Raw genomic sequence first — 19,802 nt, 5'->3', positions numbered from 1 at the left:
ATTATTCTCCTAGAATTTTAATATCCTCACACACAATTTTTACACCCGCCCAATTACTTCTAGCCATGTTCCAAGCTAGTCGAACCTTAGGCCGAATCAATTCAACAGAAACATTCAACAAAGAATCATTTTGAGCAAGTTTTGCAATCTTATCCAGATTTCCGATAATTTCTAGGTTAATCGCTTTTAAGTCATCAGTAGAAATTCCCATTTCAGTTAGAACTTTCACTTTGTCAGCGTCAAGCACAGTAGAAGTAATTTTACTTACTTCATCTGTCTTCACGTTTTCACCGTTGATTTCTTTGTATTTGTTGCTCACCCTAACTGACAAAATCACTACTTTCTTAGGAATATCAAACTGTGACATTTCAAGGTCAAGCAATCCAATTTTAATGTTTGTATCTGTCATATTGTAAACCATATTTTTTCTCCTTAATTCCGTATCCTACATGAAAACACCTCTCATCCTTACTCTCCCAAGAGTTTGCGACCTCTTGGTACAACTAGCAAGCCGTAACCCCTTACGTACCAAGGGTTTAGAGTACATTTCATGTATGTGTGCACCCCCTATTAGTACTGGGGCTGTTTTTTCTGACCTCCTGCAAAAGCAGTCGGTTGGCTCTTTCTCCTAGCAAAAAGAAGAACGCTCCGCTCGATTCTGCCCCTCCTGGGCAATCGTCCCTATTTTGCTAGTTCGAAAGACCGTCGTCTGAGTTTGGCAATATACTCAATGGTTCATTGTTTATCCTCATTAATACCTCTATTTTTCCGCATACTTCACAGATATGTTTTAAAATCATATTATTAAATATCCTTTTATTCCAGCTCATCAACAATAAACATATGAGCCATATTCATTGCTTTTAGCAACGCCTTATATGGATTGGTATCAGATTCATAATCCTTCATTACATTTCCATCTCCTAGCTTCACAAGTATTTCTATCTCATACATCCTCATCTTCATCCTTCATATAATCTTTAGCAGCACATTCCCAAACTGGGAGTATTGTCTCAAATACATCTCTGTCAAAAATTGGGGCTTGAAATTCCTTGGGAGGCTCTCTCTCTGTAGAGTAAAGCCCAACTCCTTTATCCTTCTTGACATTGGGCACATCTGTTGTGCCGAACATCATCTGACTAGATTCGCGAGTAGGCATTCCAAGGAATATAGCATGGGCCAATTGCTCTCGAATGTTGGTCGAAAGGCTATCGGAACGGGGTTGTTGCATAACAATGCAGACCCCCATAGATAAAGACCTTGCTTTTTGAGCAACGATGGCAACCATATTTTCAAAATCCTTTTTAGCCTTACCGTCCATTGATGCAACCAAAGAACTATATTCTTCTATTATCAGCAGTAAAGGAGGAAAGCCTAAATCTATACCAACACTATCAAACAAGTCACTTTGATTATAGATTAGCATACGTCTATCTAGCTCCTTGATATAGTGACGCAGAATTCTAAAGGCATCCTCATTACTCGTTCCATAATGGGCTATCGGCATCTTAGAACGCTGGCATAATTTATAAATATCTGACATTTTTGGGTCAATCACATATATTTTTGCATGTTTCCCATTTACGGTCTGAGAAATAAATCTCGACACTATAAAATATGTGCTGTAACTCTTACCCGAACCACTGGAACCTGAGATTAATAAATTATAATTTTTTCTTACATCTATTACGAATTCATCATAAATTTTTATTTTCAGACTATTATCCTCAAGAGGGAGGGAACTAATATGATGGCGTTCGGGCGGTCTATACACAAAGACATATTCAACATAAGTAGCATAAATTTCTTTAGACGATAGGCTTATTCCTAGAGCACTACTTAGGAGAACGTCTAAATTGTCCATCTCTTTCGTGAATTCATCACCAGATTTCAATGCTAGGACTACAATTGAAACATCATTCAATTGGTAATTAAATTTAGCTGAACGAAGAATAGCGCCATCTTTTGTTGCTGTAAAAAGAAAGGAATTTCTACGAATCATAAATAGAAGGTTTTCTCTAATGATTAATAGCGGTTCAACACGCTGAGTCCATTCTTTAATTTTATTTCCGATATGATAAGTCGTAATTAAACCAATAAATAATATTACTAACTGAATAAACAACAATTTGAAAAACATAGTACTAGAAAGGAGGGATATTATACTCAAAAATACTATAGTAAACCATTTGATGTTCCTTAATGTCGAACTAGTAATAATATAATTTTCTGACAAAGAGGCTGTTTGTTTAATTTTTAACATATTATACCTATCTAAATTTTTCTATAAAATCCTTGATGGTAATATATAAATTTCTTAGCTTGATTTTTAAGAAATAAAAGGCAAATGTAAATAAAAATGGGGTGGCTATAATAGTACACATTAAAGAAATCCCTTCGCCAATAGGATGGAAGATAAAAACCGAAAGCCCCATTAGAATTATAAAAACGCAAAAAGATAATCTCATTCGTCTGATATCATTCATTCGTCTCACCTTTTTTGATTTCCAAAACCTCTAATAATTTAGCAAACATCATTGGAAGTTGCAATAAAATTAATGTAACCCCCAAGCATAAAGCTATTTTGACTGATTGATAAGGGGAGAATGAACGGAAATCTAGATGCGCAGAAAAGCCTCCTAGCGTTGACACTATGAAATATAGGCTTATAAAAGCATTTTGACAAAAATTTTTAAACATATTTTTTGTTCTCCTTGTTTATAAGTATAATAACGGAGGAGAGAAAACCTCTCCTACCAAAGTTAATAATATTCGACAATAGTAGTATAGAATGATTCACCACTATAGCTGTAGTTAGCCTCATTCATCAATACCATTCTAGATTTATCAGATACACGATGCTTTTGACGATTTAATACAATAATATTCTCAGCAAATTTTTTCAAAGTTGGTTCATTAATTTTATCAAATGGTAATTTTCTCATAAGTAACTCCCTAGATTCATCGTCTAAAAGAAAGCATGGTGACTCGTCTGGATTAAACCTCTGTACACGTTTCACCCCATGAGAATTAGGAAAGACCATTCCCTCAATATCAACCAGTTCTTTAAATGTTTTCATATTTTCTTTCTCCTTAAATTAAAATTTTAAAATTAAATATAGCTTATTTTTGAAATTATATCTTGCATGGAGAAGCTCGACTGTTACTCATATTCATAACCTCATTTTTAAAATTATATTTTTACATGTATCTAATATATTTCTAACATGTATCATGTTTATATAGTATCACGCAGGCGAAAAAAAATCAATACTTAAACATTACATGTTTATTACATATAGGTTACATATCGGATACATTAGAAATATCTGTTTTGCTACAAAAAAAAGACGCGAAGTGCGTCAATTAATTATTATTTTCAAAATCTATAATCTCAGATTCTAGACTTTCAAAAAGTTCCTTTATCGCTAAATTAATCACCCAAGTCTTATTCTCTCTTTCAAGCATATTTTTTTCTTTAAAAAATTTAGCTAGTCTTGGTAAATTAATTTCATTCTGTTTATTCAAATAAAAATTTGTTAATTTCGCCATAACATTCCTCCTACATAATATATATCATAAAAACACATACTTTTCAAGTAATTCTTATCTAAAAACTCCTCTACACACTTTGTACATCTGATATAAATAAAATAATACCTTTAATGAACTATCATAACGAGTAATTTTGTTTAATGCCTCTACAACCAATGTACACCATAAATTGAAACTGTAACACCCTCGTCTAATTAAGAAAATATCTAACCTATGATAAGGCAATACTAATAAATTCTACATTCTGATTTCCAAGAATATTATTTTATCACAACTGATTCCTAACTGATTAAATTTCATTAAATTCATATTTCTCTAATCACCATTTATTTTATTCCAGGTAGAAAGACTATCAAATCAAGGTTTTCAAATATCATTACATACCTTTAAAACAACATCTTCTTTACAGAGGTTAAATAGTGGGTCATTACGTTTCAGTAGAAACGAAAAAACCTTGATTTAAGACGATTCTTGAAATTTCAAATTTCAATGTATTGCAATAAAAATCAACCGAATGACTACATTTTTTGTGAAATAAATTAGATGTTCGGATATATAGAAAACGCTCTAGTCATATTGTCTAGAGCGTTTTTATGTTGTTTAAGAAAATTAGATGTTGGTTTTAGATAACTACACATTTCAGATTTTTTAGAACAAGATTTAATTGTTGATAACTAGAAAGGATTATTATGTTTACAAAAAATAAATTTCAATACTGTATTTACGATCATGAGAGACTAGAACTTCATGAGCTACAAAAGGAATATCAAAAGGATAAAGCTGGGACAAAACTTAAGTATGAAAACCAATTATTTTGTCCTGGTTGTCACAAAGTGGATTTAGTGATAAACGAGAAAAAAGGGAAAATCTATTTGTCGAGCCATCCTAAATCACCTCATGCTGACGGATGTGAATATGCTTCGAAAATAGAACTGAAAGAATACTATGAGAAAATTGATGCAGACTTAGCTGAGCAACTTTTAAATCGTATTTTGGAAGAAAAGGTCACTAGAGAACAGCTGTTAGGAAACGCCAACGCTCCACAAGATAAGAACGAAATTTCTGATGTAAAATTTGTTTTAGAAAATAAGGATGGGATCAGAAAATATTTACCTCGCAGATCCCTCCTCCTAAATGAATTAGAAGAATCTGCCCACCTGACTATGTACTATGGAGAATGTAAGGTGTTTATAGGAAAGACTGATAAGAAGTACTACTTACGAATGTTTCAAAACAATGATCATGCGAAGTATATCTGTAATTTAGTAATTCCTGAAAGAGTTTGTAGATATTTGAAGGATGAATTAAGATTTATCCCACAATCAGAAGAATTAAGTTTTAAACATTCAAGAGCCAATGCAGTTCCTATAAAGTTAGCCTTTGTTTCAACTATGAAGAAAAAACAAGAATATTTTAATGGATACTTGAGTTTTTCAAAATTACTCAAGGTGAAGCGTATTTAGGTTTTTTGCCATATTAAAATTTAAAGTTTATGAGATACCAAAATTTTATGTTACTTTCCATTTTTTTGCTTTTTAAAAAAATATCCGTTACAATGTAGATATAAACCGATGAGAAAGAGAGAAGAAAGTATGGTATATGTTCATAGATTTTTAGGACAATGGCTTGATGCAAACATGACAACCAATAAGGCTGAAACTTTGCAAAAGGGGTTGGCTTTAGGAAGCGGAATTGACGAGTATCTCAAACAGATAGAAGTCCGAAAAAGGTTTACGTTGGCAGTTGAACAAGAGAAGTATTTCTACACGGTTCCTAAAGAGGTATCTATCGGAGATACCAGAGCAGATCGATATTATCGTCTGGAAATGAAAGACTACGAGAGTGTGGCCTCTAATACTGTCTTTTACGGTAACGGAACATCTATTTTGGTCAAAGCCTTATTTGAGGGTAAAGGAGAGATAGTATGTATCTATGAGTATGAAACATTGGAAATGCTTATAGAAGATTTAAGAGAGGAAGTAGCTATCACATTTAGTTGTATTTATAAACCTTGCTATTTACTAGCAAGTAACTTTGAAGAGTTCAAACCTATACTTGATCTAGGGAAACTTTATTGTCACTATGTTCAAGAGCCTAGCTATCGCAAACCTATCGCAGAAGTAGAAATTTAAAACTCTCATAATTAATTAGATTAGATTAGATATTTTTCTCAAGTTTTAAAGAGTAGTATTGCCATGGGACTTTATATTTTTTTACGTAAAACATGAAAGTTTATTTCACTTTTGATATAATAGTAGAGAATATTGTCAGTGTCTTTAAAAAATGTTAGAATTTATGATTTCATCTAAATTTGATAAATTAATTTATAGATGCTCTAACAATGATTAAAATATAACTTAAATTTTTCGTTGTAATTAAATGAATAAAAGGAATTGAAATGAGATTAAAAATTAATAATGTTGCTGAGTTAGAAAATATAGCTTTAAAAATAGATGGACTAACAATTATAGCTGGTGAGAATAATACTGGAAAAAGTACAATAAATAAGTGTCTCTATGCGGCATTTAATTCATTAAACAGTTTGTCTGAACATGTCTTCACGGATAAAATCAACTCATTTTTAACTGATTTGAAGGAAGAACTTATTTCTAATGCAGATGGAGATGATTATAGAGAGAGATATTTTATATCAAAAATAATTGATAATGGGTCTTTTGTCGAGGAAATAAAACGTCTTTCTTTAGCAGCTGAAATCAATGATATAAATAATTTTATTAGAACTTATTTAAGTAAAGAAATTATAAAAAGAAAATTAACTATACCAATAGATAATTTAAATAAAGAGGTTTTTAATATTGAACCCTATCTTAGAATAAATAATGATGAAATAAAGAAAAAAATAGCTACGAAAATGTTTCAATCAGAATTTAATGGAACAATTAATAATATTCATGATGATACTAGCATTGCTGAAATTATACTAGAGATAAAAGATTATACTACAAGCTATAAAATTCAATTAAACCATGTTACTGAGATTACGAATAATCTATCACTAGAATTACAAGCTGTTTATGTCGACAATTTGTATCCTCTTGATAATGTCATGAATGTTTCACATAAAAGGTTATTTGAAAAAGGGCATCGTACTGCTTTAATTGATAGTTTTTTTAATTTTTATGACAATAATATTACTTCAGAAATTTTGAAAGAAAATCGATTAAAAAAAATTTTTTCAATCATTAACGATATAGCAAAAGGATATATCATATTTGATGGTATATCCGGAATCAGATATAGAGAATCAGAAACAGATGGAGCGGAAAAAGCCTTATCATTCTCAAACATTTCTGATGGTTTAAAAACGTTTATATTATTGAAAGAATTAATTTTAAATAAAACATTAAAAGATAATGGAACTATTATTTTTGATGAGCCGGAAATCCATCTTCATCCAGAATGGCAAATTAAATTAGCAGAATTAATTGTATTAATACAGAAAGAATATGGTATGCATATCGTATTAACTACTCATAGCCCATATTTTTTATATGCTTTAGAAGTGTTTAGTACAAAATATGGAATTTCAGAAAAGACAAATTATTATTATACCCAAAGAAAACAAGGAAAGATTACTGTAGAAAATATAGGGAAGAATTTGGAAATTATTTATAGTGTATTAAATAAGCCATTCCAGACTATAGAGGACTTGACAAGTGATTTGTATTAATGATTTTAAGAAAACAACTCTAAAGGAAACATCTTTTGATCGGCAAAATAAAGAATATATGACGCAGTCTACTTTAGAGGTTATAAATTTTGATAATCTTAAAGACGAATTTTTTCAAAAAATAGACAATGTTACTGAAAGAATGTTTTGCTCTAATGATGCATTATTCCTTTATAATGAAAATGAAATCTATATGATTGAATTTAAAAATGGTATAATAGATCAAAAAACTATTTATAATTTGTTTTGGAAAAATTTTGATTCGATATTAATCTATATGCATTATGACATACGAGATATTAAACAAATTAAGAACAACTTAAATTATATCCTTGTTTATAACCAGGAAAAAAATTCGAACATACCAGGAACGGATCAAAGTATTTCTCAATCTAATAGCCGAAATCAGTTTGGAAAAAGTTTAGCTAAAAAAGCTAAAAAAGAATTTATTCAATTTGGATTAGGATATTTTAAAGACTATATTTTTAAAGATGTCTATACATTGAATGAAAGTCAATTTGAAAATCGTTTTTTGAAAATATGGGAATTACAGTAGAATTAAATTAATTTATTTAGAATTTTAAGATTGATATTATTTCTTTTTTATCAACCGTAGTAAAATTACGATTGAATATGGAGGACTTATCGATAAAACTAGTTTTTAATAGACACATAAAATTTACATAGCAAACCCTAATAAAAACTTTCTCCAATTTAATATTTTAAGAGAATATTCGGTTTAAATATCTACTTATATCTAGTATTTATAAATTTAAGACATTAGTATATTGCTAGTGTCTTTTTCCTTTTAGTGCTTAAACATGATATAATAGAAAAAATATATGCTTTAAAAATACGATAGGAGTTCGCATAGATGGCAAAAGGGAAAGCAAAAATTCAATCAGTTGAGCCTATGGTGGCTGATTTAGTCAATGGTTGGTTGAAATCTTATGGTTTAGATTATAAATTAGAACAAGAAACATTAAATTCAGAAATCGATAAGGCTCTATTGGAATATGCTTCAAAGAGTGGTGGAAAAGGTGGGAATCGTCCAGATGCGAAATTATTACTACAAGATAAGCACACAGATTATTGGCCGATTTTAATTGAGTATAAAGGTTATAAAGATAAATTAGAGAAGCTTGATAGCGATGGTCAGGTAGATAATCGAAAGAGTAAGAATGAACCAAATTATTCAAATATCAATTCTTTTGCTGTAAACGGAGCAGTACACTATGCAAATGCATTATTACATTATACAAGCTATACCAATATTATTTCTATAGGAGTTACTGGATATAAAGATGAGCACGGTAAACTTCAAACTCAAATCGGTGTCTACTATGTTTCAAAAGATAACTTTGGTATTGGTCAAAAAGTAGATGATTATACTGACCTCTCTTTTTTGAAATCTGGGAACTTTGATGCCTTTATTGAGAAAGTAAAAGCTTTGGAGTTGACTGCTGAGGAAGCTGAAAAATTAAAAGAGCAACGTGAAAAAGAAATTGATGCAAGTTTGACCAAGCTTAACAATGACATTTATCAAAATGAAAAGGGCTTGGGAGAAAATGATCGTGTATATCTAGTAGCTGCTTCTATTATTGCTACTCTAGGTGTACCAGGTAAAGTAAAACCATTAGATAAGGAAGATTTAAAATCATCAACTGAGGAAGATAATAGAGATGGTGATATTGTTATTCGAAAAGTTAACTCTTTCTTGAAAGAGAAAAAAATTCCAAAAGCCAAAAAAGAACTAATCATTCGCACGCTGAAAAATACACTGACTACAGATAATATTAACAACCCAGTAAATGGTGAAAGTCAATTAAAACGAGTATTCAGCAAGATTGTTGACGATTTGGGGATTTACTACAAGATTGGTTTGAATACTGACTTTACTGGAAAACTTTTCAATGAGATGTATTCATGGTTAGGTTTTACACAAGATAAGTTAAATGATGTTGTTCTAACTCCATCATACGTAGCTACTTTATTAGTAAAATTAGCTCGTGTTGATAAAGACTCTTATGTTTGGGATTTTGCAACTGGTTCTGCTGGACTTCTGGTATCAGCTATGAATGAAATGCTTAATGACGCCAAAGCTAAAATTACTTCTCCTGATGAACTATACAAAAAAGAGGCTGAAATTAAAGCTAATCAACTCTTAGGTTTAGAAATTCTATCATCTGTTTATATGCTTGCTGTTCTAAATATGATTATGATGGGGGATGGTTCATCGAACATCATCAACGAAGACTCTCTAACACAATTTAATGGTAAGTATGGCTATGGCAAGACTGACGAGAGATTTCCAGCGACAGCATTTGTCCTTAATCCTCCATATTCAGCAGATGGCAATGGTATGATTTTTGTTAAACGTGCACTTTCTATGATGGATAAAGGCTATGCATCTATCATCATTCAGGGGTCAGCTGGTAGTGGTAAGGCTTCTGAAATTAACAAGGAAATATTGAAATCTAATCGTTTGTTAGCAAGTATCAAAATGCCTATAGACTTGTTTGTAGGGAAATCTAGCGTTCAGACCTATATCTATGTTTTTCGAGTGGGCGAAGCACACGAAAATGACTATACGGTAAAATTTATTGATTTTACAAATGATGGTTATACCAGAAGCAATCGTAAGAAATCTAGTAATAATCTTAGAGATACAGACCATGCTAAAGAAAAGTATCAAGAAGTGGTAGATTTGGTGAAATATGGTAAAAGTAAGCTACATTATCTAACAGAATCAGAATACTATGAAGGTAATATTGATGTATCAAAAGGTGATGACTGGAATCAAACCGCACCTATTGACTTGAAGCCGACACTGAATGATTTCAAGAAAACCATTAGTAATTATCTAGCTTGGGAAGTTTCCAATCTTTTACAAAATCAATCTACTGAAGATGAAATGCTGGGAAAATAGATGCCTCACTCAATCAAAAATTAGCAAATGTTGAGTGGGGCGAATATAGATTAGATGACTTGTTTGCTATTTCAACCTCTCGTGGATATGATGCAGGAAAGATGAATTTTGTTCAAAAGTCAACAGATACTTATGAATTTATTGGTCGAACACAAACCGATTATGGACTTCAAGGATATGTAAAAAAATTAGATTCAAAACCAAATAAAGCTCACTGCATTTCCATAAGTCAGATAGGAGCTATTCATGCACAGTTAAGACAAAAAGAATGGTATTCTAGTCAGAATATGTTTATACTGGAACCGAACATTAAAAAATTGTTTAATCAATGGTTGATTGTAGCAATCAATAGAGCGTTATCGAAATATAGTGGGTATTCTAGTTATCCTACTTTATCTTCGTTGAAAGAGGAGATTATCCTACTCCCAACATGTAACAATCAGATAGACTTTGAATTTATGGAGTCCTTTATAGCGGAGCTAGAGGCAGAGCGTATAGCGGAGCTAGAGGCAGAGCGTATAGCGGAGCTATCCGCTTACTTCAAAGTAAGCGGATTGGACAATTATAAATTGTCCGCTGAAGAGCTAAAAGCTCTTCAAGATTATGAAAATGTAGAAGTCAAAGAATTTGAATATCAAGAAATTTTTGAGAAGATAGCTCAAGGTAGACGTTTGAAAAAATCTGATCAAATTGATGGCAATATCCCATTTGTAATGTCAGGAGTAACTAACACAGGAATCGTAAACTATGTATCTAATCCAGTAGTAATGTTCCCTAAAAATTCAATAACACTTGATATTTTTGGTAATGCTTTTTATAGACCTTATGATTTTGGAGCTGGTGATGATACAGGTGTTTATTGGAATGAAAACAATATTTTTAATAAAGATTCTATGCTTTTTATTACAACATCCATGAGAACCTCTGTTTTAGGCAAATATGATTATGGGAAGAAACTCAGAAGTTCTCAAAGCAAGCATATAAAAATGGCATTGCCTGTCAAAAATGGAAAACCAGATATTGATTATATGGAAATTTTCACAAAAGCTATTATAAAGTTGGCTATAAAAGATGTCGTTAGATATGCAGATGAAAGAATTGAAGCTACTAAAGAGGTTGTGGCAGGACACAATACAATTTAGGAGTAAATTTAGACGCAATATCGTCTTAGCATTTCGTAAATTTTACGAAATGCTTTTTTTGTGTGATGACAATTATCTAGAATGCAGAATCAGAAATCTAATAAACTTGGAAGATTATAGAGTTATATATGTTATTTTAGAAAGTGGAAAAGAGCTTGTTGTATCCTGACAAAAAGACCCTATGTCCGTTTTTGCCTATCATAGTTTTACATTTCGTATTCGGTGGTTTAAAATAGAATAGAGAACATAAATAAAAAAATATATCAATTTTTGAAAGGAAATAGGAATAATTTGAAATTAAATGTTGAGGGAATATTAGCAAAAGAAGTATCAGAAAATTTTTCTTATTATTTAGAACGTTCAATATATAAGAGAAGTACCTTCCCAGGCAATAATGGTGACTTAAAAAGAATTGAACAAAACGATAGAATTGTTGAACATAGGAAACAAAAAGGGAAAGAAATAGCATCAAGTTTAATTACTGAAGGATTTGTTCAATCGTGTGAAGAAAATCTAAAATGTTCAAAAATGGATTTGTTCTTTGGAGGCAAGGTAAAGTTGGTTAACCTTGTGCATTCACTTTTTTATGATGCGTGTAATATAGCTTTAGTACATGATTTAGACATAATTGAGGAGAAAAATCCACAATTTGAACTTTGTCCATATGAAAGATGTGACAAAAGACTTCAGCAAAGTATGCTTGAATTATTTTCTTTATCCGGAGAATTTTGTGTGAATAGAGAAAACTTTTGTGAGAAAACTTTTCCAATGATGTTTTATTATGATTACGATTCTAATGGTGAATGCCATTTTAGTACATATCATTTTGAGAGTATTAAAATAGAGAAGAAGCGACATAAAAAGTAATTAATGAGAATATCTTTAAGAAGAAATGAATTATTTAGATTTTTATGGGCCTTTGGAAAAGAAGAGCTATTGCGTTCATTTACTGAAAAAATTATCAACTTTTTGGTGACAGTCCCAATGGGATCAGATAAAAAGCCAATCAAATTTCATGAACTTAATAATAGAGTTTCGGACTGGCTTAATGAAGATGTAGCAGCTATTATTGTTCCAAATATTAAAAGTAGGCTTGAGAATAGCACCTTGTTTTCTTACGGGATAGAGGTTAAGTGTTTGCTTAGAATAAGGAATAGTATTCTAAAGGATTACTCAGCAATTAAAGAGGATTCAAAAGTTAGAGTAGATATTATAGAAAAAGGAAGTAATAATAGCGTCGATTATAAAAACAGGATAGTAGCCGAACATCAAGTTCCGTACAGTGATTTATTGTATTTTCTTATAGAAGTAAGAAATAGGGGATATGATACTAAAGTTTATAACTGGAAGTATGATAAAAATGCTATGGAATTTTTGGGAAAAAGCAGAGTTCAAGATATTGATTTGCAGATTATAGATTGTATTATGAAGCAGAGAATGTATTTGGAATTAGTTCCTGAAGATTCAAAAATGAATATTATCTAATGCTATAGAGTAAGAAAGATAAAATTTTTTATTACTTAATAATAAAAAGAGAGGTGAGCCTCTCTTTTTATATAATATTGGCTTTCATTTAAATTGTGCATGATATTAGTTAAAATTATACTTTAGTCAATATAAATTATTTCGTTATGAAGTTCATTAGAACGAACGACTTTTTTTCACGAATATCATAATTTTATTAAAAAGTAATTGAGTTACAATAGTCTTGTCGAATGAATGAGCTCATATTTGACAACGATTTTATAGAAATTTAAAAGAGGTACATTACATGAAAACAAAAAATCGTAAGAATGGCTACTCAGCTAATACTGCAAAACAATATGTCGATCAAAAACAAGCAATTCATTGTTTGAGCACTGAATTTGAGGCGCAAATCAAATTTGAAGATGGGCAACCAACAGGCGAGATTATTGGGCACAAGGCATGGTTTTCTCAGAAAGGGTTACCACCTTTTCAGGTGAAATTTGAATCTGAAGTTGCACTTCCATCGTATCTAGCAATGGTAGACTTTGATGGATTAGAAGCCTGCGAAGTCGGCTACAATGTCTATTTCCGTGCAAATGGTATCAAAGAGGTCAAATAATGACTATTAAAGAACTTGCTCAATATTTGCTCCAAGCCCTGAACATGGGGCTTGGGAGCATCATGCAAGGGGAGACTAGCTACACTAATAGTTTTGACATTAAAATTCTGCAAGATGGTTTTATGTTTATACCAAGACTACCATCTGGTTACATTATCGATGATGATCTTTATCAGAAGATTTTTCTAATCGCTAATGCAGCTCTATTTCCAAGATACACGGTTCTCAAACAGAACTCTGCTTACTTTCTTGCCCTGGAAACGGATGATATACATGTACAACGAGGTTTGTTTTTCCCATGGAAAGAAGGGATTTCTGAAAGGCTTGTAATTTCAGATTTGGTTCAATTCACGATAAAACAAAAAAATAACAACATCCCAATTATGAAAAATCTAACTTTGGATTTTAATAAAGTAACTTCTGTAGCTATCGCAGGAAATAGTGGCTCTGGAAAATCTTATGCTTTGACGTACTTTTTAAGCTTGCTGAAAAATTTCTCGGATTTAATCATTGTCGATCCAAAATTTGATACCCCTTCACGGTGGGCGCGAGAAAATGGCATTTCTGTCATTCATCCAAAGCGTAACCGTTCAAAGTCTGATTTTGTTTCAGAGATAAATGAAAATCTAAGCTCATGTTTGAATCTTATCCAAGAAAGGCAAGAGATTCTCTATGAAAATTCTGAGGAAGAATTTAAGCATTTAACTATTATCATAGACGAAGTTCTAGCGTTATCGGAAGGTGTCAATAAAACGATAAAAGAGTCTTTCTTTTCACTCTTATCACAGGTTGCGCTTCTCGGGCGAGCGACCAGAGTGCATCTTTTATTAGTTAGTCAGCGTTTTGATCATAACACAATTCCAGTCTCTGTCAGAGAGCAATTGAATGTTCTGATTCAGATTGGGAACATCAATAAGAAAACAACACAATTTCTATTCCCAGATTTAGATCCAGAGGGGATTGTCATACCAGTTGGAAAAGGTACCGGATTGATACAAATCATTGATAATGAGCATCCCTATCAAGTTTTACTATTATTATGTCCAACTTATTACACTAAGAAAGGTATTTTATGATTGTCAAAACGAGTTTTTTTCAAAGAACGTTTAATATTACAGTAGTACTACTTACGTATGGTTTGTTTTTCTTTTTATTGAGCCTATGTTTTAGGTTCACGCAAGATTTATTGGGAAATGCTCAAAGCACATACTTATCAGAGTTGGTTGCGACTATAAGTAGTTGGTTAAGTCAAGGTGAGTACTATACAAAAATCATAGCTATTCTAATGTCATTAATCGCAGTACTATTAATCACAATTGAGTTAATTTTACGATTTCTTTATGACACACCTAACAACTACTTTAGGTCTGCTTATCAAACGCTTCGCCTCATTCAGTTTTTGAGACAAGATGAGAATTCTCAACTAGCATTTTCAATTGATCGCTCTTCTACTGTGACAAGATTCAATCCTATTTTAAGGAAATTCAATAGAGCAACATCTAAGTGTGTTGTTGACGTAAGAAAAGATTCTGTAACGATTGTGATTAAGTATCCGAAAACTCAACAGGCTCAGAAACTTCTGAGAGACATGGAAACCTACATCAAAGAAGAAATTTCTAGTCGCAATCCAGAATATTATTTTTCTGCACCAAATAGGAGAGGTAATAAGCTTTGGTTTAAGTCTACAAAAAGATAATAAAATGGCGGTGCTCGGTTCACGTAGTGAAGACCGAAAGTACTGCCTCATCATAAAATCTAATTGGCAGATACACTGGGGCTACTACGACCCCCAGTGTATCAGTAATCAATAATCACATGCATTGCAAACAATTTGAAAATGCTATTTGACGGGAGGTAGTCATGGCTAAAGATAAACGTTCGAATAAGTGGGCATTCCTGATTTATCAAGAAAGCGCGCCGGAAAATTATTTAGACGTCCTTGAAGAAATGCATATTCCATTTGTCTTGAGCCCTTGGCATGATAAGGATGTTAATAAAGAAACTGGAGAATTTAAAAAAGCGCATAAGCACGGAGTCCTATTTTTCGAATCACTTAAAAGCTATACGCAGGTTTCAGAGTTACTAACTGAAAAACTACATACACCTTCTCATGTAGAGGTAGTCATGTCACCAAAGGGGATGTATGATTATTTCATACACGCAGAGAATCCTGACAAAACACTTTACGATATGGATGAGATTGAATCAGGTTGTGGTTTTGAATTGGAACAATTTCTAATCACTAACAATAACGAACAATTTCTTTTAACTGTGATTGATATTATCGAAGAACACTACTGAGTTTAACAATCTTGTTAGATATGCTCGAGTTGAGAATCCTTCGTTATTGAATCTAATTATTGATAAGACGTACTTTTTCGCAAAATATCTAGATTCTCGTAGGCACTCTAGCCATGGAAAGGAGAGTGAAAAATGACGAATAATGAACTCATTAAATTGAATCAAATTGAACAGATTTTGAATTGTTTGCTTGCGTTGATGCAGAAACAAGAAAATACTCAAAAGCATGTAAGTATTCTTACTCAGAAAGAGCTGCTTTCGATACTTAAGATTTCACCAAACACGTTGAAATCTTGGGAGAAGACAGGACTTAAGCGCCTAGAACCACCGATTGAGGGAACTCGAACTGTCTACTATAGAATGGAGGATGTGCTGACCTATTTAACTCCTTAATTCTAAAAATGTGCTAAAATAGTAATATCACATAGAATAATGTGAGGTTGTTATTTTAGCCTTTTATATATCCGAACGTGAAAGGCTATTATGCAGAAAGAAACTATCATTCACAACAATCGAAAAGTCATTAAAACTATCAAGAGTAATGGAACTATTAGCTATACGCAACGTGGTGTATATATTGGTGTAGATGTTAAAACTGGTAAAAAAGTTACATCATCTATAACTGCTAAAACTCTAAAAAGTCTTGATAGGAAAATCATTCAAGCTCGGCTTAAATTTGAAGCGAAGGGCTCAACTTTAAAAGAGACTTTGTTGATTAATAACTTCGAGGAGTTAGCTGAAGCCTGGTTTGTCAGTTTTGTAACTTGGGTCACTTCTCAGAATACTATCAATCGGGTTCGAAGCTATCTTGATACCTATATCATCCCTAAGTTTGGAGAATATAGACCTGAAGAGATAAAATCTGCAGACATTCAGATTTGGGTTAATAAATTAGCCCAACAATCTAAAAAATCTGTTGAATCAGGTGTTAAAAAATCTAAAAAGGGACACGCAAAAGATTTCGGTGCAGTTATCTATAAACTCAGTGATATTTTCGATTATGGGATTACGAATTTCGAACTTTCTCATAATCCAGCTCGGACAGTAAAAATCCCTCCAAAACCAAAGGTGGTAAAGGAGAGAATTATGGTATTACACGGAGAGGATTTGGGTACTTGGCTGAACTATCTTGATACTCTTCCTGATACTCGAGCAAATCGAAGATTTAAGGTCATCTGCGACACGCTGTTAGCTTCTGCGCTTCGAATTAATGAGCTTCTTGCTTTATCGATTTATGATCTCGATTTTGATTCCAATGAAATCATCGTTAACAAGACGCTGATGTGGAAAGTTGGAAATAAGAAACTTGGGATTAAGGGTGAGATTGTTTGTAAGAACAGTGCCAAAACTGATTCTGGCAACAGAAGAGTTGCAGTCCCGAGACATGTCTTAGATGACTTGAAAGCTTTTCATGCTGAGATGAGTGATTACTTTGTGAGTCATGATTTACCAACTGTGGATCTAATTTTCCCGACAATTTACGGGAACTATATGTGTGACAGAAATGAACGTGCAACGCTTAAAAAGCGTTTGACTGAGTTGGGACTACCAAACTATGGTTTCCACCTTTTCCGTCATACACATGCTTCTTTGATGCTGAATGCTGGTGCAAACTGGAAAGAGCTCCAGATAAGAATGGGCCATAAGTCGATCAAAACGACAATGGACACTTATGCTGAATTGGCACCGAAAAAGAAGGCAGAAGCAGTTGAAATCTACCTCAAAGAAATTGCAAAATTGACGGCTTAGCAAAATGACTACATTTATGACTACATTTTCTACAGAACAAACTAAAAACGTTGATATCACGGCGTTTAAAGGGTGCTAAAATAACATTCACAACCTTTACAGAAGTTAAGTAAGTATTCAATACGAATCAATACAGAAGAAAAACGCTGTTCCAAGCGTTTCTTTCTTTTTGTTAATTATCTTATATTTCAATTCAGACTCTACTTATCCTACAATCTTTTTTTGTAAAGCTGATTTGAATCAGGTAATTTTAGCACTCTACTTAACCAATGTCATCATTGTTTACCTGTATTATACATGATGTGCAAAATGGAAATTGGTAACACGGATTCTAATTTCAGTAAAATGAACTCAAGACACAAACACACTCTGTGGCAATATCAAAACAAAAGCTTGAAAAATCGAAAGGGTTGTGTTAGAATGAACTTACAATGTGAGTAAAGTTACAGCATATGTAACTAAAAAAGCCCCACCGTGCCACCGATGGGGTTTTTTGCTACCCTCTAAAAGGGTTAACCATTACTTCTTACGTTTCTTAAGCCATAACTTGAAAAGCTCAGATAACACGTTAATAAGTAACGGAGCTAGAAACACTGTGAGTAAAGTTTCTAACATATGTAACACCTCCCTTCCTTAAATTGAGGGGGCCAAAATATTATATCATCAATATCACGTAATTCCCAAACAAAAACGCCTTCCTAAGGCGCTATTTTTTCTTGAACAAGCGAATGTAATCCTGTTTGCTATGAATAATATCTGATACAAAGACAGCTTTTCTGTCCTCTAAAATATGATAGAAGGCTAGGTAATCGCCTAAAATGATGCATCGAGTTTTGTGGGGTGGGTATATAATAACTCCTACTCTTTCATCAGCATCAAATCCTGCTTCTGGGAAAACTTCAAGACGTTCCAAACCATGAAGAATATTCTTAACTGTGTTTGCTCCTGCCTGTTCTGAAAAGTAGTTAGCTGAGATATAATCTTTAATACCTCTTAGCTGTTCTTGTACCGTTTCGGAGATAATAAGGCTATATGCGTTCTCGTTAAATTCCAAGGTTAGCCCTCACTTCATCAAGGCTGTAAGTTCTTCCATGTTCTAAATCGTCAAAGCTACGGGCAATTTCAGCACGCAACCCTGATAGAAGTTCTTCTCTTTCTTTATCTACTTGGGTTTCAAATGGCAAGGCTTTATTTTCTACAATGTGTTCTAAAAACAAGTTAAAACTGGCTGTCATATCAAGATTTTGCGCTGTGATAATAGCTTTAGCCTTCTCTAACAAGTCTCTGTTAGTCTTAAAGTTTACCTGTGTGTTTTTTTCTAAAACATTCATGGTAGCACCTCCTTTAGACTATTATATCACTTTAAACTATACAGGTCTAGTTACGTATAGCTACTTATAGCTGTATGCTTAAAAGCTATTGTAAAATGTAAAAAAGCACTAAGGGAAAACGCCCCAAAGTGCTTAATATCAAGGCTCTAAAGCCTATCTTATTCAATAAAATATTACAACATCTTGTTGTAGAATTCAACGACAAGTGCTTCGTTGATTTCTGGGTTGATTTCGTCGCGTTCTGGCAAGCGAGTCAATGAACCTTCCAATTTTTCAGCGTCGAATGATACGAATGCTGGACGTCCAAGAGTAGCTTCTACTGCTTCAAGGATTGCTGGAACTTTCAATGATTTTTCACGAACTGAGATCACTTGACCTGGAGTTACGCGGTATGATGGGATGTCAACGCGTTTTCCGTCAACAAGGATGTGACCGTGGTTTACGAATTGACGAGCTTGACGACGAGTAGTCGCAAGACCAAGACGGTAAACAACGTTATCCAAACGACGTTCCAAAAGAAGCATGAAGTTGAAACCTAGGATTCCGCCTTTGATTTTTGTAGCTTGTACGAACAAGTTACGGAATTGTTTTTCACCTACACCGTAAGTGAAACGAAGTTTTTGTTTTTCAGCCAATTGCAAACCGTATTCTGACAATTTAGAACGGTTGTTTGGTCCGTGTTGTCCTGGTACGTAGTTACGACGTGCCAATTCTTTACCTGTACCTGTAAGTGAAAGGCCAAGGCGACGAGCTTGTTTCCAAGATGGTCCTGTATAACGTGACATGTGAATGTCCTCCTGATATAAATAATATTTCGGTGGAAATAGTCACTTAGAAAGCCCTGATTCGTGCAGATGCCCTTCGCCTAAACAGCCAAGGTTACTTGTCATAAGACACCTGTTGACGAGCTTCATGCTTTCCTGCTGATATTTCACACAAAATCCATTTTACCATGAATGGCTAGATTTGTAAAGGGGTTTTAAGCTTTATTTTCACTGCCAGAGAGGTTGAGAAGGAG

Annotated in this window: 22 protein-coding genes and 1 pseudogene; 14 read left to right on the top strand and 9 right to left on the bottom strand. The window is 32.9% G+C overall.

Features of this window, described 5'->3' with window-relative positions:
• Position 1: 1 nt before the first annotated feature.
• From O3601_RS07010 to O3601_RS06985, 6 genes are all read right to left on the bottom strand, one after another.
• Positions 2–421, bottom strand: coding sequence for a hypothetical protein (locus O3601_RS07010; RefSeq protein WP_050104975.1), 420 nt, complete (start codon positions 419–421; stop codon positions 2–4).
• A gap of 395 nt (positions 422–816) precedes the next feature.
• On the bottom strand, positions 817–954 hold the full coding sequence (locus O3601_RS07005) for a hypothetical protein (protein WP_371472044.1): 138 nt from the start codon (positions 952–954) through the stop codon (positions 817–819).
• Positions 947–2,263, bottom strand: a complete 1,317-nt coding sequence (locus tag O3601_RS07000) for an FtsK/SpoIIIE domain-containing protein (RefSeq protein WP_120719249.1) — start codon at positions 2,261–2,263, stop codon at positions 947–949. Before O3601_RS07000 ends, O3601_RS07005 begins: the two co-directional genes overlap by 8 nt.
• Before the next feature lie 215 nt (positions 2,264–2,478).
• The gene (locus O3601_RS06995) at positions 2,479–2,700 is read right to left on the bottom strand and encodes a hypothetical protein (RefSeq protein ID WP_120719248.1); all 222 of its coding nucleotides are present in this window, start codon (positions 2,698–2,700) and stop codon (positions 2,479–2,481) included.
• A gap of 62 nt (positions 2,701–2,762) precedes the next feature.
• On the bottom strand, positions 2,763–3,080 hold the full coding sequence (locus O3601_RS06990; RefSeq protein WP_000846753.1) for a hypothetical protein: 318 nt from the start codon (positions 3,078–3,080) through the stop codon (positions 2,763–2,765).
• Between the two features lie 286 nt (positions 3,081–3,366).
• Complete coding sequence (locus O3601_RS06985; protein WP_001096737.1) at positions 3,367–3,552, bottom strand: hypothetical protein; 186 nt, start codon at positions 3,550–3,552, stop codon at positions 3,367–3,369.
• A 692-nt stretch (positions 3,553–4,244) separates the two neighbouring features.
• Between O3601_RS06985 and O3601_RS06980 the strand changes: the two genes are divergently transcribed.
• The 14 genes and pseudogenes from O3601_RS06980 (at position 4,245) to O3601_RS06915 (ending at position 17,453) form a co-directional block, all read left to right on the top strand.
• Complete coding sequence (locus tag O3601_RS06980) at positions 4,245–5,018, top strand: hypothetical protein (RefSeq protein ID WP_371472042.1); 774 nt, start codon at positions 4,245–4,247, stop codon at positions 5,016–5,018.
• Between the two features lie 108 nt (positions 5,019–5,126).
• On the top strand, positions 5,127–5,687 hold the full coding sequence (locus tag O3601_RS06975) for a hypothetical protein (protein WP_371472039.1): 561 nt from the start codon (positions 5,127–5,129) through the stop codon (positions 5,685–5,687).
• A 266-nt stretch (positions 5,688–5,953) separates the two neighbouring features.
• On the top strand, positions 5,954–7,246 hold the full coding sequence (locus O3601_RS06970; RefSeq protein ID WP_371472037.1) for an AAA family ATPase: 1,293 nt from the start codon (positions 5,954–5,956) through the stop codon (positions 7,244–7,246).
• Entirely contained in the window at positions 7,233–7,802 is a 570-nt protein-coding gene (locus O3601_RS06965) for a hypothetical protein (protein WP_371472034.1), read from the top strand. Before O3601_RS06970 ends, O3601_RS06965 begins: the two co-directional genes overlap by 14 nt.
• Positions 7,803–8,120: 318 nt before the next feature.
• A complete protein-coding gene (locus O3601_RS06960; RefSeq protein ID WP_371472033.1) occupies positions 8,121–10,175 on the top strand; it encodes an N-6 DNA methylase in 2,055 nt (684 codons plus the stop codon).
• A gap of 59 nt (positions 10,176–10,234) precedes the next feature.
• Positions 10,235–11,317, top strand: coding sequence for a restriction endonuclease subunit S (locus O3601_RS06955; RefSeq protein WP_371472030.1), 1,083 nt, complete (start codon positions 10,235–10,237; stop codon positions 11,315–11,317).
• A gap of 291 nt (positions 11,318–11,608) precedes the next feature.
• Entirely contained in the window at positions 11,609–12,184 is a 576-nt protein-coding gene (locus O3601_RS06950; protein WP_371472027.1) for a hypothetical protein, read from the top strand.
• Between the two features lie 3 nt (positions 12,185–12,187).
• A complete protein-coding gene (locus O3601_RS06945) occupies positions 12,188–12,802 on the top strand; it encodes a hypothetical protein (protein ID WP_371472025.1) in 615 nt (204 codons plus the stop codon).
• A 286-nt stretch (positions 12,803–13,088) separates the two neighbouring features.
• Positions 13,089–13,403, top strand: coding sequence for a hypothetical protein (locus tag O3601_RS06940; RefSeq protein ID WP_371472023.1), 315 nt, complete (start codon positions 13,089–13,091; stop codon positions 13,401–13,403).
• Complete coding sequence (locus tag O3601_RS06935) at positions 13,403–14,479, top strand: cell division protein FtsK (RefSeq protein WP_371472022.1); 1,077 nt, start codon at positions 13,403–13,405, stop codon at positions 14,477–14,479. The genes O3601_RS06940 and O3601_RS06935 overlap by 1 nt, the downstream gene beginning before the upstream one ends.
• A complete protein-coding gene (locus O3601_RS06930; protein ID WP_371472019.1) occupies positions 14,476–15,099 on the top strand; it encodes a hypothetical protein in 624 nt (207 codons plus the stop codon). Before O3601_RS06935 ends, O3601_RS06930 begins: the two co-directional genes overlap by 4 nt.
• 164 nt (positions 15,100–15,263) lie before the next feature.
• Positions 15,264–15,840, top strand: a pseudogene (locus tag O3601_RS06925) (replication protein).
• Complete coding sequence (locus O3601_RS06920; protein ID WP_371472016.1) at positions 15,837–16,097, top strand: helix-turn-helix transcriptional regulator; 261 nt, start codon at positions 15,837–15,839, stop codon at positions 16,095–16,097. The pseudogene O3601_RS06925 and the gene O3601_RS06920 overlap by 4 nt, the downstream one beginning before the upstream one ends.
• Before the next feature lie 90 nt (positions 16,098–16,187).
• On the top strand, positions 16,188–17,453 hold the full coding sequence (locus O3601_RS06915; protein WP_371472014.1) for a tyrosine-type recombinase/integrase: 1,266 nt from the start codon (positions 16,188–16,190) through the stop codon (positions 17,451–17,453).
• Between the two features lie 706 nt (positions 17,454–18,159).
• Here O3601_RS06915 and O3601_RS06910 read toward each other — a convergent pair.
• The 3 genes from O3601_RS06910 to rpsD all read right to left on the bottom strand — a co-directional run bounded on the left by O3601_RS06910 (position 18,160) and on the right by rpsD (position 19,569).
• Entirely contained in the window at positions 18,160–18,507 is a 348-nt protein-coding gene (locus O3601_RS06910; RefSeq protein WP_371472012.1) for a type II toxin-antitoxin system RelE/ParE family toxin, read from the bottom strand.
• Positions 18,497–18,784, bottom strand: coding sequence for a type II toxin-antitoxin system RelB/DinJ family antitoxin (locus O3601_RS06905; protein WP_001101478.1), 288 nt, complete (start codon positions 18,782–18,784; stop codon positions 18,497–18,499). The genes O3601_RS06910 and O3601_RS06905 overlap by 11 nt, the downstream gene beginning before the upstream one ends.
• A gap of 173 nt (positions 18,785–18,957) precedes the next feature.
• On the bottom strand, positions 18,958–19,569 hold the full coding sequence (rpsD, locus tag O3601_RS06900) for a 30S ribosomal protein S4 (RefSeq protein ID WP_000092756.1): 612 nt from the start codon (positions 19,567–19,569) through the stop codon (positions 18,958–18,960).
• Between the last annotated feature and the right edge of the window lie 233 nt (positions 19,570–19,802).

Source organism: Streptococcus sp. 20925_1_69, assembly GCF_041432365.1.
Lineage (GTDB): Bacteria > Bacillota > Bacilli > Lactobacillales > Streptococcaceae > Streptococcus.
This window is presented reverse-complemented; position numbering and strand designations above follow the sequence as displayed.